The sequence below is a fragment of the Mycolicibacterium sp. CBM1 genome (assembly GCF_054073305.1).
Window position 1 is genome coordinate 178,900 of record NZ_JBSXPP010000007.1, and the last position, 14,635, is coordinate 193,534.

General features: G+C 68.7%; 13 protein-coding genes. 8 read left to right on the top strand and 5 right to left on the bottom strand.

Annotated elements, in window-relative coordinates; genetic code table 11:
- Positions 1 to 67 precede the first annotated feature (67 nt).
- The 3 genes from helR to ACXDF8_RS12360 are packed head-to-tail and all read left to right on the top strand — an operon-like array spanning position 68 to position 3,747.
- Positions 68 to 2,272: an RNA polymerase recycling motor ATPase HelR gene (gene helR / locus ACXDF8_RS12350; RefSeq protein ID WP_457223544.1), complete on the top strand. Its 2,205-nt coding sequence runs from the start codon at positions 68 to 70 to the stop codon at positions 2,270 to 2,272.
- A gap of 57 nt (positions 2,273 to 2,329) precedes the next feature.
- Positions 2,330 to 3,025 (top strand): DUF899 domain-containing protein, encoded by a 696-nt coding sequence (locus tag ACXDF8_RS12355; RefSeq protein WP_457223545.1) that lies wholly within the window; start codon positions 2,330 to 2,332, stop codon positions 3,023 to 3,025.
- The gene (locus ACXDF8_RS12360; RefSeq protein WP_457223546.1) at positions 3,022 to 3,747 is read left to right on the top strand and encodes a VIT1/CCC1 transporter family protein; all 726 of its coding nucleotides are present in this window, start codon (positions 3,022 to 3,024) and stop codon (positions 3,745 to 3,747) included. Before ACXDF8_RS12355 ends, ACXDF8_RS12360 begins: the two co-directional genes overlap by 4 nt.
- Positions 3,748 to 3,766: 19 nt before the next feature.
- Here ACXDF8_RS12360 and ACXDF8_RS12365 read toward each other — a convergent pair whose 3' ends face one another.
- Entirely contained in the window at positions 3,767 to 4,636 is an 870-nt protein-coding gene (locus ACXDF8_RS12365; RefSeq protein WP_457223547.1) for a MaoC/PaaZ C-terminal domain-containing protein, read from the bottom strand.
- Between the two features lie 93 nt (positions 4,637 to 4,729).
- Here ACXDF8_RS12365 and ACXDF8_RS12370 point away from each other — a divergent pair, with 93 nt between their 5' ends.
- The 4 genes from ACXDF8_RS12370 to ACXDF8_RS12385 are packed head-to-tail and all read left to right on the top strand — an operon-like array spanning position 4,730 to position 7,483.
- Positions 4,730 to 5,437 carry a histidine phosphatase family protein gene (locus tag ACXDF8_RS12370; RefSeq protein WP_457223548.1) on the top strand — a complete coding sequence of 236 codons (708 nt, stop codon included), beginning with the start codon at positions 4,730 to 4,732 and terminating at the stop codon, positions 5,435 to 5,437.
- Between the two features lie 20 nt (positions 5,438 to 5,457).
- Entirely contained in the window at positions 5,458 to 5,865 is a 408-nt protein-coding gene (locus tag ACXDF8_RS12375) for an acyl-CoA thioesterase (RefSeq protein WP_457223549.1), read from the top strand.
- Positions 5,847 to 6,404, top strand: a complete 558-nt coding sequence (locus ACXDF8_RS12380; protein WP_457223550.1) for a hypothetical protein — start codon at positions 5,847 to 5,849, stop codon at positions 6,402 to 6,404. Before ACXDF8_RS12375 ends, ACXDF8_RS12380 begins: the two co-directional genes overlap by 19 nt.
- Before the next feature lie 35 nt (positions 6,405 to 6,439).
- Positions 6,440 to 7,483: a nucleoside hydrolase gene (locus ACXDF8_RS12385; protein ID WP_457223607.1), complete on the top strand. Its 1,044-nt coding sequence runs from the start codon at positions 6,440 to 6,442 to the stop codon at positions 7,481 to 7,483.
- Here the strand turns inward: ACXDF8_RS12385 and ACXDF8_RS12390 are convergent.
- Entirely contained in the window at positions 7,474 to 9,027 is a 1,554-nt protein-coding gene (locus ACXDF8_RS12390) for a DNA polymerase Y family protein (RefSeq protein WP_457223608.1), read from the bottom strand. The genes ACXDF8_RS12385 and ACXDF8_RS12390 overlap by 10 nt on opposite strands.
- A gap of 31 nt (positions 9,028 to 9,058) precedes the next feature.
- The gene (locus ACXDF8_RS12395) at positions 9,059 to 9,745 is read right to left on the bottom strand and encodes a DnaE2-dependent mutagenesis accessory factor ImuA' (protein WP_457223551.1); all 687 of its coding nucleotides are present in this window, start codon (positions 9,743 to 9,745) and stop codon (positions 9,059 to 9,061) included.
- 232 nt (positions 9,746 to 9,977) lie between these two features.
- Here ACXDF8_RS12395 and ACXDF8_RS12400 point away from each other — a divergent pair, with 232 nt between their 5' ends.
- Positions 9,978 to 10,868, top strand: coding sequence for a fructose bisphosphate aldolase (locus ACXDF8_RS12400; RefSeq protein ID WP_457223552.1), 891 nt, complete (start codon positions 9,978 to 9,980; stop codon positions 10,866 to 10,868).
- A gap of 7 nt (positions 10,869 to 10,875) precedes the next feature.
- Here ACXDF8_RS12400 and guaA read toward each other — a convergent pair whose 3' ends face one another.
- Positions 10,876 to 12,456: a glutamine-hydrolyzing GMP synthase gene (guaA, locus tag ACXDF8_RS12405; protein ID WP_457223553.1), complete on the bottom strand. Its 1,581-nt coding sequence runs from the start codon at positions 12,454 to 12,456 to the stop codon at positions 10,876 to 10,878.
- A gap of 298 nt (positions 12,457 to 12,754) precedes the next feature.
- Positions 12,755 to 14,491: an FAD-dependent oxidoreductase gene (locus ACXDF8_RS12410; RefSeq protein WP_457223554.1), complete on the bottom strand. Its 1,737-nt coding sequence runs from the start codon at positions 14,489 to 14,491 to the stop codon at positions 12,755 to 12,757.
- Positions 14,492 to 14,635: the final 144 nt, after the last annotated feature.

A 14,635-nucleotide genomic window follows, 5' to 3' on the forward strand; every position in this document is an offset into this window, starting at 1 on the left:
TTGCGGCAAGACCGGGCCGTCGGCGCAATTCGCTGGTCGAACTACGAGAACGAGGGGGAAGCGAGCCATGTCGACGCACGCTCACGACGACGAACTGGAGTCTGAGCGCCATTATCTGGCCGGTCTCTACAAGCGGCTCGACGCCAAGCGGATGCGGGTCAAGGCCCAGTACCGCGCCGCACTCGGGGGGCCGATCGACATGCAGGACGGCGGGACGCTGGTGGCCAGGGACGCCGACGTGCAGGCGCTGGCCCGGTCGATGACGCGGCTGGACGTCGCCGACCACGGACTGTGTTTCGGACGGCTGGACGCAGTGTCCGGAGAACGGCTCTACGTCGGCCGCCTCGGCATCTTCGACGAGCGCAACGACCACGAACCACTGCTGCTGGACTGGCGGGCGCCGGCCGCGCGCGCCTTCTACGTCGCTACCGCCGCCAGCCCGGAGGGCATGCGCCGGCGCCGTCAGTTCCATTCCCAGGGGCGGCGCCTGCTCGACTTCACCGACGAGGTCTTCGGCCGCCCCGACCCGGAGGCCGGCGATGACAGCCCATTCAGCAGCGACGCCGCCCTCCTTGCCGCGGTCAACGCACCCCGCGGCGAGGGCATGCGCGACATCGTCGCGACGATCCAGTCCGAGCAGGACGAGATCATCCGGCTCGACCACCCCGGCGTGCTGGTCATCGAGGGCGGCCCCGGCACCGGCAAGACCGTGGTGGCGCTGCACCGCGTGGCCTATCTGCTCTACACCCAGCGGGCTCGCATCGAACGCCACGGGGTGCTGGTCGTCGGGCCCAACCAGGCGTTCATGAACCATATCGGCCGCGTACTGCCGTCACTGGGCGAGTCGGAGGTGGTGTTCTCCACGGTCGGCGAACTGGTTCCCGGCCTGCGCGTCACCGCCGAGGACACCCCGGACGCCGCCCGGATCAAGGGGTCGCTGGCGATGCTCGACGTACTCGCCGCGGCGGTCGCCGGCCACCAACGACTGCCCGAACAGCCACTGGAGATCCCGATGGCCGACGTGACCATGCGGATCGAGGCCGACACCGCCCAGTGGGCCATCGACGAAGCCCGCGCCAGCGGCCTGCCGCACAACGCGGCCCGCGCGGTGTTCCGCGAGATCGTGACCTACGTGCTGACCGAGCGCGCGATCGCCCGGATCGGGCGCGGGTGGCTGACCCGCGACAATGCCGAGGCCTGGGAGAAGGTCCGGACCGACCTGCTCGGTGAGCTCGACGACAACCCCCGTTTCATCGCCGCTCTCGACCAGCTCTGGCCCATCCTGACCCCGCAGCAGCTGCTGGCCACGCTGTACACCTCGCCGGAGCGGCTGCGGGCGGCCGGTGCCGACCCGGCGCTGCGGCGCGATGCCGGGGACGCCTGGACGGTGTCCGACGTGCCGCTACTCGACGAACTGGTCGACCTGCTGGGTCGCGATAAAGCGGCCGACGATGCCGCAGAGCGTGAACGCCGAGCCGAGACCCGTTACGCCGCGGGTGTTCTGGAAAACATGATCGCCCGCGAAGATCTGATGGACGACGAAGACCATCTGCTGGCCCAGGACCTGATCGGCGCCGAGGATCTGGCGGACCGCTTCCTCGAACGCGACACCCGCGATCTCGCCGAACGCGCCGCCGCCGACCGGGATTGGACCTATCGGCACGTGGTGGTCGACGAAGCACAGGAGCTGTCGGAGATGGACTGGCGGGTGTTGATGCGCCGCTGTCCGAGCCGGTCGTTCACCATCGTCGGCGATCTGGCCCAGCGCCGCTCACCTGCCGGGGCGACGTCGTGGGCCGACATGCTGGGGCCGTACGTGCCCGATCGCTGGGTCTATCGGTCGCTGACGGTGAACTACCGCACCCCCGCGGAAATCATGGCGGTAGCCGCCGCGCTGCTGGCCGAGTTCGCACCCCGCATCCGGCCACCGGAGTCGGTGCGCGCGTGTGGCGTTGCGCCGTGGGCACGCCGCGTGAGCACCGACGAACTGGCCGACGCCATCGCCGAGTTCACCGCGGCCGAGGCCGCCCGAGAGGGCACCAGCGTGGTGATCGGCCCGGCTGACGTGCCCGGCGCGGTGGCACCGTCGGAGACCAAGGGCCTGGAGTTCGACGCGGTGCTGGTAGTCGATCCCGACCGGATTCTCGCCGAGGGGCCGCGCGGGGCGGCCGACCTCTACGTCGCCCTGACCAGGGCGACCCAGCGTCTCGGCGTGATCCATCGGGGGCCGCTGCCGACGGCACTGGGTGGGCTGGCCGAACAGGCGCGATGACTATCGGGGGCGGGACGAGTCAATCCTTGTGCCGGCACCCGAAAGTTAGGAGTCCCCATGTCCGCCCTGCCCCCGGTAGTCGATCAGCAGACCTGGCGCGCCGCGCTCGCCGAACTTCGCAGGCGGGAGAAGGCCGCCACCCGCGAACTGGACGCCGTCGCCGCGCAGCGCCGCAGGTTGCCGATGGTCGAGATGCCCAAGTACGTCCTCATCGGCGAGGACGGGCCGGTCTGCCTGGCCGAGGTGTTCGACGGGCGCTCGCAGCTGATCGTCTACCACCACATGTGGACCGACGGTGCCGAATGGCAGTGCCCGGGCTGCACCGGGTTCACTTCGCAGTTCACCCGGCTGGAATTCCTGGAGAACTACGACGCCCGCTTCGTCATCGTCACCAACGGACCCATCGAGGAGGCGCTGGCCTACAAGGCCAAGGTGGGCAACACGATGGACTGGTACTCGTCCTCGGAGAGCCCGTTCGGGGCCGACGTCGACGCCGGCCCCGGTGGCGGGTTCGCGGTGAACGTTTTCTTGCGGGACGGTGACAACCGGGTGTACCGCACCTGGCAGACCAATGGCCGTGGCACTGAACAACTCAGCCACTCCTTCGCCTTGATCGACGTGTTGCCGTGGGGCCGCCAGGAAGAATGGCAGGACTCCCCCGACGGCTGGCCGCAGCGGCCGACCTACTCGGGCTGGGCAGGTTCGGAAGACATCGCGCGGCGCTACGGGCAAGGTCCTACGCTGCAGACGTGACCTCCGCAGCAGAGCAGCCGACACACCCGGCCGAACCGCACCACGGCGCCTTCGGTGGCCGACTGAACTGGCTTCGGGCCGGGGTGCTCGGCGCCAACGACGGCATCGTGTCGACCGCCGGCATCGTCGTCGGCGTCGCGGCCGCCAGCACCGAGCGCGGCCCGATCTTCACCGCCGGCATCGCTGCACTGGCCGCCGGTGCGCTGTCGATGGCCGTCGGCGAATACGTCTCGGTGAGCACCCAGCGCGACTCCGAGAGGGCGATGCTGGGCAAGGAGCGCACCGAACTCGAGACCCAGCCGGTAGCCGAATTAGAGGAACTCGCCGCGCTCTACGAGGCCAAGGGCCTGTCCCCGGCGACGGCTCGCACGGTGGCCGAGGAGCTGACCGACCACGACGCGTTCGCGGCGCACGTCGACATCGAGCTGCGCATCGACCCTGACGATCTGACCAACCCCTGGCAGGCGGCTCTCTCCTCAGCGCTGGCGTTCACCGTCGGGGCGCTGCTGCCGCTGCTGGCAATCCTGTTGCCGCCGGCGACGATTCGCATCCCGATCACGTTCGTCGCGGTGCTGATCGCGCTGGCTGCCACCGGCTGGGTCAGCGCCCGGCTCGGCGGCGCCGCCCCCGGGCGGGCGATACAACGGGTCGTAGTCGGCGGCGCGCTGGCCATGGCCATCACGTTCGGCATCGGCCACTTCGTCGGCGGCGTGGTCGGGTAGTTCCTGCGCGTAGCCGCGGTCAGCCGGTGTATTCGGCCCAGCCGTCGTCGAGCACGATCCGTGTGTTGGAACCGTCCGGCCCGCCGGCCTCGGTGCGATAGACCGCCCGGCCCGCCTCGGTGCGCCAGATCGACGTCGTCAGCGTCTCGCCGGGGAACACCGGGGCCGAGAACCGCACGCTGACCGCGGTGAGCTTCGTAGCGTCGTTGCCCGCCAATTCCGCGAGCAACGCCCGCCCGGCGAAGCCGTAGGTGCACAGCCCATGCAGGATCGGGCGGTCGAACCCAGCCATCTCGCGGGCGAACCACGGATCGCTGTGCAACGGGTTGCGATCCCCGGAAAGCCGGTACAGCAGCGCCTGATCCGGGCGGGTGGGCATGGCGATCCGGGCATCGGGCTCCCGGTCGGGGAACTCCGGGGCAGCCGGCCGCTGCCCGGGCTGGCCACCGAAACCACCCTCGCCGCGGATGACCGCCGTGGACAGCGTCTCGGCGATCAGCTCACCGGTGGCCGGATCGATGCCGCGCCCGCGCATCACGATGATCGCGTTCTTGCCCTCGCCCTTGTCCTGGATGTCGGCCACCTCGGAGGTCACCGACAGCGAACCCGAGGCAGGCAGCGGTGCGTGCAGCCGAATCTCTTGGGAGCCGTGCAACAACATGCCCCAGTTGAACGAGCCGACCTTGGTGGCCGCCCCGAACGCCGGACAGCAGATCACCGCGAAAGTCGGCAGCACCTGTTGGGGGATGCCATGGCTGTTGTCGGTGGTGAACGCCAGGTCCTCGGTACCCGCACCGACGCCGAGTGCGTAGAGCATGGTGTCGCGGTCGGTCCACTGGGTGAGCTGGGGTTCGGTGACCGCTCCGATCGCCTTTGGGTCGATGGCCATTGGCGCGCTCCTCCAGAAGGGGTCAAGGGAAACTCCATCGTCGCACTAGCCGAAATCTCACCGCCGCGGCGGTGGACAAGGCACGCTATGCCCATGCACCTTTCCCGCACCCGGACCCTCGTCGCGGCGATCGTCGCGCTCGTCGCAGTCGTCCTTCTCGCCGGATGTAGCTCGGCCGCGCCGAAGGACCGCACGATCACGCTGACGTTCATCCGGCACGGGGAGTCGGAAGCCAACTCTGCCGGTGTCATCGACACATCCGTGCCAGGACCGTCGTTGACGCCGGTCGGGCAGCAGCAGGCCGCGTCGGTGGCCAGCCGGCTGGAGAGCAATCGCTACGACGGCATCTATGCCTCGGAGATGGTGCGCACCCAGCAGACCGCGGCCCCGATGGCCAAGGCGCTCGGCGAGCAGGTCACCGTGCTGCCCGGCCTCAACGAGATTCCGGCGGGCTGGTTCAACGGAGAGAAAGCCGATACAGCAGCGTCGACGTACATGGTGGCCCCGATCGACTGGTTGCGCGGCGACACCAGCTTCTCGATCCCCGGCTCGGTCAGCGGTACCCAGTTCAACGGCGCGTTCACCGCGGCCGTGCAGCGCATCTACGACAGCGGCAACACCAAGCCGGTCGCGTTCTCCAGTTCCGCGTCAATCATGATGTGGATTCTGCTGAATGCCCGCAACGCCAGGAACAGCCTGCTGGCCGACCACCCGCTGCCCAACACCGGTCGGGTGGTGGTGACCGGCAACCCGGCGATCGGCTGGACACTTCAGGACTGGGACGGCATCACCTCGTTTTGAGCCTGCCCTGAGGATGTGAGATGGACACCGCACAGTTCGCCATGCCGCTGCGGGTGCGCTACGTGGAGTGCGACATGCAGGGTCGGGTGTTCAACGCCCACTACCTGACGTGGATCGACATGGCCCACACCGAGGCCCTCCGCGACCTGGTCGGCGGGTATCAGGTGCTGATCGACGGCGGTATCGACGTGGTGGTGGCGGCCGCGGAACTGCAGTTCCGGCGGCCGGCGCACTTCGACGACGACCTGGTGATCGACGTCGCCCTCGATGAGCCGGGACAGACGTCGTTGCGCAGTACCTACGTGGTCCGGCGCGGCGACGAGGTGATCGCTGAGGCGACGATGGTGCACGTGTGTGTCGACGCGACGACGTTCGGCAAGCGGCAGTGGCCGGACTGGTTCCGCGATCGGTGGTTGACGCCCGCCTGAACGGGTTCATCGGCGGGCGTGTGGTGTGCGACCTGCTGATCTTCCACCAAGACGCACAGGTCTGGGTGCCGATCGACGCGTCGGCACGGGCCGCCTTCGACCCCCTCTCGGCGCAGCGGGGCTCGCGGGTGCATGCCGTAGACGGGGATGCGGTGATGCCCGACGTGGACCACGTGGTGAACTGCCGCAACGGTGCGTCCCGGAACGCGGCCGAGGACGATTTCGACCTCGGCCAGCGGCTGTCCACCGCCACGCAGCAACCGCTGGGAACACTGGCCGAGGCCGGCCATTCACGCCCAGGCTGGCGCGCCGGGTGCTGCACCAGCTCTACCTCGGCTACCCGGATTCGGCGGCCCGCGCGCGGCGTCCCCCCGCAGGGCACCGGTGGCGACGCAGACCAGACCGCGTCACCGGCGGGTCAGGTTGGCTGCACCACGTCCGGTGAAGCGCGTCGTGCGGATGGTGCCCGGCATCCACTGGTGGGGTGGCGACGCCGACACCGGATTCGCGCGCATCGACCGGTATCGTTACCGCGGTGACGATCGGGGAATTCCAGCAGGCATTCCAGCAAGCACTGCCCGTTTTCGCCGATGTGGACACCGGCGTCGACGATGCGATGGCGCTGGTGTATCTGCTGGCCAGCCCCGACGCGGAGCTGGTCGGGATCGCCTCCACTGGTGGCAATGTCACGGTGGATCACGTGTGCCGCAACAATCTCGGCCTGCTCGAACTGTGCCGGGCCGGCTCGATCCCGGTGTCCCGCGGTGCCGATCAACCACTGAGCGCGCCGATGCGCACCGCCGAAGATACCCACGGTCCTGCCGGGGTGGGCTATGCCGAATTACCCACGCACACCCGCGAACTGACCGAGTACGACGCGGCCGAGGCTTGGGTGCGGGCCGCTCACGCGTTGCCGGGCGAGTTGATCGGCTTGGTCACCGGGCCGCTGACCAACCTTGCACTGGCGGTGCGCGCCGAACCGAATCTGCCCGCCCTGCTGCGCCGGTTGGTGATCATGGGCGGCTCCTTCGACTACCGCGGGAACACCACCCCGGTGGCCGAGTGGAACATCAGCGTCGACCCGGAGGCGGCCGCCGAGGTGTTCGATGCATGGGGGCGGGCCGCGGAGTCGACAATGATTGAACCGCACCAGCTTCCGATCGTCTGCGGACTGAACCTCACCGAGAACATCGCGCTGACGCCGGCGATCCTGGCACGGCTGGCCGGTGCGGCGGGTTCGACGACGGTGGCGATGAGCGTGCTCGACTCCCGGGGTATCAGGTCGGTGGCCGACAACCCACTGATCCGGGCACTCGAGGATGCGATGCGGTTCTATTTCGAGTTCCACTTCGACCAGGGTGAAGGCTATCTGGCGCACCTGCACGACCCGCTCGCCGCGGCGGTGGCGCTGGATCCAGGCCTGGTGCAGACCCGGGCCACGACCGTCGACGTCGAGCTCACCGGAACGCTCACCCGCGGGATGACCATCGCCGACTGGAGCAGGCACTGGCGCCGGGAGCACAACGCGCACGTCGGAATGGACGTCGACCCGGCAGCCTTCTTCGATCGATTCATCGACCGGGTGGGGCCCTTCGCGCGCGGGCTGGCTCATTCGTAGACGCCTTCCAGATACCACCGGCGCTGCCGGTAGCACAGCAGCAGCGCGGTGCCCGGCTCACCGCCGGACCGGTTGTCGCCCACCAGGACCTGCGCCCGCGCCGTACGACCGGTCCTGGCCCCGTGGCCTTGATCCCACCACCGTTCGTCAACCGGCCACGGCCCGGCCCACCAGCTCAGGTCACCTCGGTAGTGGCCGTCCAATCGGGCGGGTTCGGCGGTGAACATCCCGCGAGTGGTCACCCGTACCGGATTGCCTTCGGCGTCAAGCAGTTCCACCGGATCGTCGAGGATGACCGCCGGGGCGGGCTCCGGCAGCCGGCCGGGCCAGGGCCGGTCCGGGGCGGCCCTGGGCACCTGTTCGTCACCGAGCGGGGTCAAGGTGATGCGCTCGGCAGGCCCGCGCCCACCCGAGCGCACCGGCAACTGCACCGCCTCCTGACCCAATAGGCCCTGCACCCGGATCAACGCCCGGCGGGCCCGCAGCCGGTCCTCCTCCCCGAGGCCGCCCCACAGCGGAAGCTGAAGCGCCTCGGCGGAAACAATTTCCACCGGCTGCAACCGCAACATGATCACCGGCGCGTTCGGTCGGTCGTCGGACCTGCGTTTGTTGAGCCAGCCGTCGAGCTGCCAGCGGACCCGGTCGGCGGTGGCCTCCTCGGTGAGCGGTTCGGCACATCGCCATACCCGGGTGATCTCACTACCGGTTGCCGTGACGGCATGGATGGCCAGCCGAGTGCACCCGACTCCGGCCGCCTCCAGGCTGCGATGGAGGGCACCGGCCAGCGTCCTGCCCGCGAACGCGGCGGCGTCGACTCGATCGATCGGCGGATCGCAGTGCAGCACTGCATCGAGGTCGGCCGCCGGTTCCCGGCCCGACGGCCCGCGCATCGGTTCGCCGCGCGCGAACCGGTGTGCGGCTACCGCATCGGCACCGAACCGGGAGGACACATCGGTGCGGGACAGCACCGCGAACTGGCCGAAGTTACGAATCCCCATGCGCCACAACAGGTCGGCCAGCTCTTCGCGACCCGGACCGGACAGACTCGGTTCGGCGGCCAACTGCCGGATGGACAGGGCGGACAGAAACGCCGCATCGGCACCGGGTTCGATCACCCTGCCGGCCCGGGCGGCGAAGACCGCCGTCGCCAATTGATCGGCAATACCCACCTGACATTCGGCACCGGCAGCGGCCACCGCGTCGACCAACCGCTCGGCGGCGGCCTGTTCGGAACCGAAGTAACGGGCCGCCCCGGTAACGGACAACACCAGCAGGCCGGGGCGCAGCACCTCGGCACGGGGCACCACGTCGTCCACCGCCGCGGTCACCCCCTCGAAGAACCGAGCGTCACGGGCGGGATCGGCGGTGGCCACATGCAGCTGCGGGCATCGCGCCTGTGCCTCCCGGCGGCGCAGCGTGCGGCGCACCCCGCCCGCGCGAGCGGCCGCCGAACAGGCGATCACCCGGTTGGCCAGCGTGACCGCCACCGGGGCCGTCGCCGGCAACCCGGCGGCGGCCGCCGCGGCCACCGCCGGCCAGTCCATGCACCAGATCGCCAACACCCGCCCACTCACGTCAACCCACCCGGGACCGCGCGGCACGGCCCTGCGCCCGGACGGACAACCGCACCCTGCTGATTCGTCCACAGCCCGCCACCGGGACACCACCCCTGCCCGCGGTTATCTCGTAGCCGCGCACCCGGGCGTCGAGGCGCATCGTGGCACCCTGCCACTCCCCCCGTGCGATCAGCAGGGTGCAGCCCTTCTGCCGGGCCCGGGCCACCACCGCCCGTGCCCGGGTGGCGGTCACCGTTCGGCCGGCCAGACCCAGCACGACCAGGTCCATCCCGTCCATCAACACCGCGGCCACTTCCACCGGATCGGTGCCCGGGTCCGGGATCACCGCGAACCGGCTCAGATCCGCCCCCATCTCCGCGGCGGCCAGCAAGCCGAAGTCGGGCAATCCGACGACGGCCACGTGGCCACCGCCGGCTGTCACGGCGGCGGCCATGCTCACCGGTAGGGAGCGGGCTCCCGAGACCACCGCCACCGCCCCCCGCGGCAACCCCCCGGGCAGCAGCTCTGCCAGCGATTCGGGAACCGGTAGCAAACTTTCCGAGGCCGGTAGAACCGCCTCGGCGGGGTCCGGGGCCGGCGGCGCGGCACCGACCTTCCCCCCGACCGCCGCCATCTGACGACGGAGCTGTTGTAGCTGTTCAGCACGGTTGAGCTGACGCTCCCCCAGGGCAATCGGCGCCGCCAACGCTCACCTCCAGCCGCGATCGATGTGCACTATATTCGAACGCATGTTCGATGATGTGAGTAAACACCCACCTCCCGACAGCGTCAAGCGTTGGGGACGCCCGTGACAGATGGGACGAGAGAGACGATCACGCCACCTCCTAGCCCCCGCCGCGACGCCGTCACCCGGGCTGGCACCATGCACTCAGGCGGGTCCACCCAACGACGGGACCGCGGGGAAAGGGGACGACACGATGGCACAGAACAGCGAGCAGGCCGAGAAACTCGCCCACCGAGACGGCTTCGTCGCCGCGCTGGATCAAAGCGGCGGCAGCACTCCCAAGGCGTTGAAGCTCTATGGCATCGCCGAGGACGAGTACACCGGTGACGAAGCGATGTTCGACCTGGTTCACCAGATGCGCACCCGGATCATCACCAGCCGCAGCTTCAACGGCGACCGGATCATCGCCGCGATCCTGTTCGAGATGACCATGGACCGCGACATCGAGGGCCGCCCGACCGCCGACTACCTGTGGAACGTCAAGAACATCGTGCCGATCCTCAAGGTCGACAAGGGCCTGGCCGCCGAACAGGACGGCGCCCAGGTGATGAAACCCATCGACGGTCTCGACGATTTGCTCTCCCGCGCGGTTGCCAAAGGCATCTTCGGCACCAAGATGCGCTCGGTCGTGAAACTGCCCGGCGGCGGGCTCGACGCCGTCGTCGACCAGCAGTTCGAGGTGGCCCGTCAGATCCTGGCCGCCGGCCTGGTGCCGATCATCGAACCCGAAGTCGACATTCACTCCCCCAAGAAGGGTGCGGCCGAAGACCAGCTCAAAGCCGCGATCATCGACCACCTCGGCGCACTCGGCGACGATCAGCAGGTCATGCTCAAACTCACCCTGCCCGACACCGACGACCTCTACCGCGATCTGGTCGACCACCCCAAGGTGATGCGGGTGCTCGCCCTGTCCGGCGGCTACTCCCGCGCCGAGGCCTGCGAACGACTGGCACGCAACCACGGTGTCATCGCCAGCTTCTCCCGCGCGCTGACCGAGGGACTGACCGCCCAGCAGAGCGACGCGGAATTCGACAAGACGCTCGACGCAGCGATCGCCGAAATCGCGGCCGCGTCAAGGACTTAACCGAGAATCACTCCCACTCGATGGTGCCGGGTGGCTTGCTCGTGATGTCGAGCACCACCCGGTTCACCTCGGGCACCTCGTTAGTGATGCGGGTGGAGATACGCTCGAGCACCTCATAGGGCACCCGCGTCCAGTCAGCGGTCATCGCGTCCTCACTGGACACCGGCCGCAGCACGATCGGATGGCCATAGGTGCGTCCGTCACCCTGAACACCGACCGAACGGACATCACCCAGCAGCACCACCGGGCACTGCCAGATCTGGCCGTCCAGACCGGCCGATGTCAGTTCCTCGCGGGCGATCAAGTCGGCGCGGCGCAGCGTGTCCAACCGGGCCGCCGTCACCTCGCCGACGATCCGAATGCCCAGCCCCGGCCCCGGGAAAGGTTGGCGCGCAACGATTTCCTCAGGTAGGCCCAGTTCACGACCGACCGCACGCACCTCGTCCTTGAACAGCAGCCGCAGCGGCTCGACGAGCTTGAACTTCAGGTCGGCCGGCAAGCCGCCGACATTGTGGTGACTCTTGATGTTCGCCGTTCCGGTTCCTCCGCCGGATTCGACGACGTCCGGATACAGGGTGCCCTGCACCAGGAAATCGATGGGGTGGCCCCCGGAATCGGCATCGGAGTCACCCTCGGCCAGTAGGTCGCGCACCGCACCTTCGAACGCGCGGATGAACTCCCGGCCGATGATCTTGCGCTTGCCCTCCGGGTCGTGTACCCCGGACAGCGCCTCGAGGAACCGCGCCTCGGCGTCCACTGTCACCAGCCGGGCACCGGTGGCGGCCACGAAATCCCTTTGCACCTGCGCCCGTTCGCCGGCACGCAACAAACCGTGGTCGACGAACACACACGTCAGCCGATCCCCGACGGCGCGCTGCACCAGCGCCGCGGCCACCGCGGAGTCCACTCCGCCGGACAGCCCGCAGATGGCCTTGCCGTCACCGATCTGCTGGCGCACCTGCTCGATCAGACTCTCGGCGATGTTCGCCGGTGTCCAGCTGGCCCCGATTCCGGCGAAATCGTGCAGGAACCGGCTGAGCACCTGCTGCCCGTGCGGCGTGTGCATGACCTCCGGGTGGTACTGCACCCCGGCCAGCCGGCGTGCCCGGTTCTCGAACGCCGCGACAGGCGCACCGGAGCTGACCGCCACCACCTCGAAGCCGCTGGGGGCAGCGGTGACGGCGTCGCCGTGGCTCATCCACACCGGCTGCTTACCCGGCAGCCCCGAATGCAGTTCGCCGCCAAGCACTTCCATTTCAGTGCGGCCGTACTCACTGGTGCCGGTGTGGGCTACCTCACCGCCGAGGGCCTGCGCCATGGCCTGAAAGCCATAGCAGATCCCGAACACCGGCACGTCGAGATCGAACAGGGCGGGATCGAGCTGCGGTGCTCCCTCGGCGTAGACACTGGCCGGCCCGCCGGACAGCACGATCGCCTGCGGATCCTTGGCCTTGATCTCGTCGACGGTCGCGGTGTGCGGGATGACCTCGGAAAACACCCGGGCTTCCCGGACTCGTCGCGCGATCAGCTGGGCGTACTGGGCACCGAAGTCGACCACCAACACGGGGCGAGGCGATGGGGAACTCACGCAATGAGTCTAGTGCGACGGATCGGCCCACCAGCGGCCATCCGGCCGCAGGCATGTTCTGTGCCGAGAACGGGACGAGAACGGGAATGGACAGCACACAGGACACAACAGCGGAGGTCGACCGTGCTGGTCTACCCGACGCGGTGCGCGACGACCTCGACGGCAGGTTCACCATCCGACACTCCGGCCACGAGCTGGAGTTGACGACGCGGGAGCCGACTGCGGTGGCCCCGCGGACCAGGCCGGTCCTGCTGCCCCGACGCGCGCCGCGCTGGCACGCCGAGGAAGCGGTCGACGACTACCGGCCGGTGTTGACCGGTTCGATCGGCAGGTTGCGTAGGCCACCGGGTGCGTCGACGGGCACCACTGGGTTCTTCGGCGCGATCGGCGCCAGCCGCTGATACGGCTGACCCTGCTGGGGCCGTTGATCGTCTTCGTTCTTGTTGGGCCACAACGACGTTGCGCGTTCAGCCTGCGCGGTGATCGACAGCGACGGGTTGACGCCGAGGTTGGCCGAGATGGCCGCGCCGTCCATGACATGCATGCTCGGGTAGCCGTGCACCCGCTGATAAGGGTCGATCACACCGTTGTCCGGAGTCTCCGCGATCGCGGCGCCGCCGAGGAAGTGGGCGGTCAGCGGGATGTTGAACAACTCACCCCAGGTCCCGCCGGCCACGCCGTCGATCTTCTCGGCGATCCGCCGGGTGACCTGGTTGCCCACCGGAATCCAGGTCGGGTTGGGCTCGCCGTGGCCCTGCTTACTGGTCATCCGGCGCAGGCCGAGTACACCGCGTTTGGTGTAGGTGGTGATCGAGTTGTCCAGGTGCTGCATCACCAGCGAGATCATGGTGCGCTCACTCCAGCGACGCGGGCTGAGCATCCGCAGCATGCTCTTCGGGTCTTCGCCGGCGTTGACGAACAGCTGCTTCCAGCGCGGCACGTCACTGCCGTCGGGTCCCGGTCCGTCGGTCATCAGGGTTTGCAGCAACCCCATCGCGTTGGAGCCCTTGCCGTAGCGGCAGGGCTCGATGTGGGTGTCCGGGGTGGGATGGATCGACGACGTGATGGCCACACCATGGGTGAGGTCGAGGTCGGGGCGCGCCTGCAGTCGGCCGGCGCCCACGATCGATTCGGAATTGGTGCGGGTCAGCACGCCCAGCTTGTCGGACAGCTTGGGCAGGGTGCCGGTGTCGCGCATCTTGAACAGCAGCTGCTGAGTGCCCCAGGTGCCCGCCGCGAGGATCAGCTGATCGGCGGTGAAGGTGCGCCGGCTCTTGCGGACGACCCGCCCCGTACGCGCGGTGTGGATCTCCCAGACACCGTCGGGGCGCTGGCGGAAACCGGTGACGGTGGTCATCGGAAACACTTGCGCCCCAGCCTTTTCAGCTAATCCGAGGTAGTTCTTGACCAGGGTGTTCTTGGCACCGTGCCGACATCCCGTCATGCACTCGCCACACTCGATGCAGCCGGTTCGCGCCGGACCGACGCCGCCGAAGTAGGGATCCGGGACGGTCTTTCCCGGCGCCTTCTCCCCGTTCGGCCCGAAGAAGACGCCGACGGGGGTCGGGGTGAAGGTGTCGCCGACGCCCATCTCGTCGGCCACTTCCTTCATGATGCGGTCGGCGTCGGTGAACGTCGGGTTCTTGACCACACCCAGCATCCGCTGCGCCTGGTCGTAGTGCGGCATGAGCTCGGCGCGCCAGTCGGTGATGTTCTTCCATTGCGGGTCGTTGAAGAACGGGGCCGGCGGCACGTACAGGGTGTTGGCGTAGTTCAACGACCCGCCGCCCACCCCGGCGCCGGCCAGGATCATCACGTTGCGCAGCAGATGGATGCGCTGGATGCCGTAGCACCCGAGTTTGGGCGCCCAGAGGAACTCCCGCAGCCGCCACGACGTCTTGGCGAACTCGTGGTCGGCGAAGCGTCTGCCGGCTTCCAGGACACCGACTTTGTAGCCCTTCTCGGTGAGCCGAAGGGCGCTGACGCTGCCGCCGAAACCAGAACCGATGATCAGGACGTCGAAATCAGGCTCCATGGATCCAGTATGAACTTACCCGTCGGTAACATGCTAGATAGGGATGCCTAACTTCCCCGAGTTCGCCCTGGCGAGCAGACACAAACTTATAGAAATTCGGGCCGAAATCCATAAGTTTGTGTCTGCTCGGCGCGGGAGCGCGGT

Excerpts from the sequence above, each read along its gene's own strand:
- helR (WP_457223544.1), top strand. The coding sequence starts at position 68 with ATGTCGACGCACGCTCACGACGACGAACTGGAGTCTGAGCGCCATTAT.
- ACXDF8_RS12355 (WP_457223545.1), top strand. The coding sequence starts at position 2,330 with ATGTCCGCCCTGCCCCCGGTAGTCGATCAGCAGACCTGGCGCGCCGCG.
- ACXDF8_RS12365 (WP_457223547.1), bottom strand. The coding sequence starts at position 4,636 with ATGGCCATCGACCCAAAGGCGATCGGAGCGGTCACCGAACCCCAGCTC.
- ACXDF8_RS12370 (WP_457223548.1), top strand. The coding sequence starts at position 4,730 with ATGCACCTTTCCCGCACCCGGACCCTCGTCGCGGCGATCGTCGCGCTC.
- ACXDF8_RS12375 (WP_457223549.1), top strand. The coding sequence starts at position 5,458 with ATGGACACCGCACAGTTCGCCATGCCGCTGCGGGTGCGCTACGTGGAG.
- ACXDF8_RS12390 (WP_457223608.1), bottom strand. The coding sequence starts at position 9,027 with ATGGACTGGCCGGCGGTGGCCGCGGCGGCCGCCGCCGGGTTGCCGGCG.
- ACXDF8_RS12400 (WP_457223552.1), top strand. The coding sequence starts at position 9,978 with ATGGCACAGAACAGCGAGCAGGCCGAGAAACTCGCCCACCGAGACGGC.
- ACXDF8_RS12410 (WP_457223554.1), bottom strand. The coding sequence starts at position 14,491 with ATGGAGCCTGATTTCGACGTCCTGATCATCGGTTCTGGTTTCGGCGGC.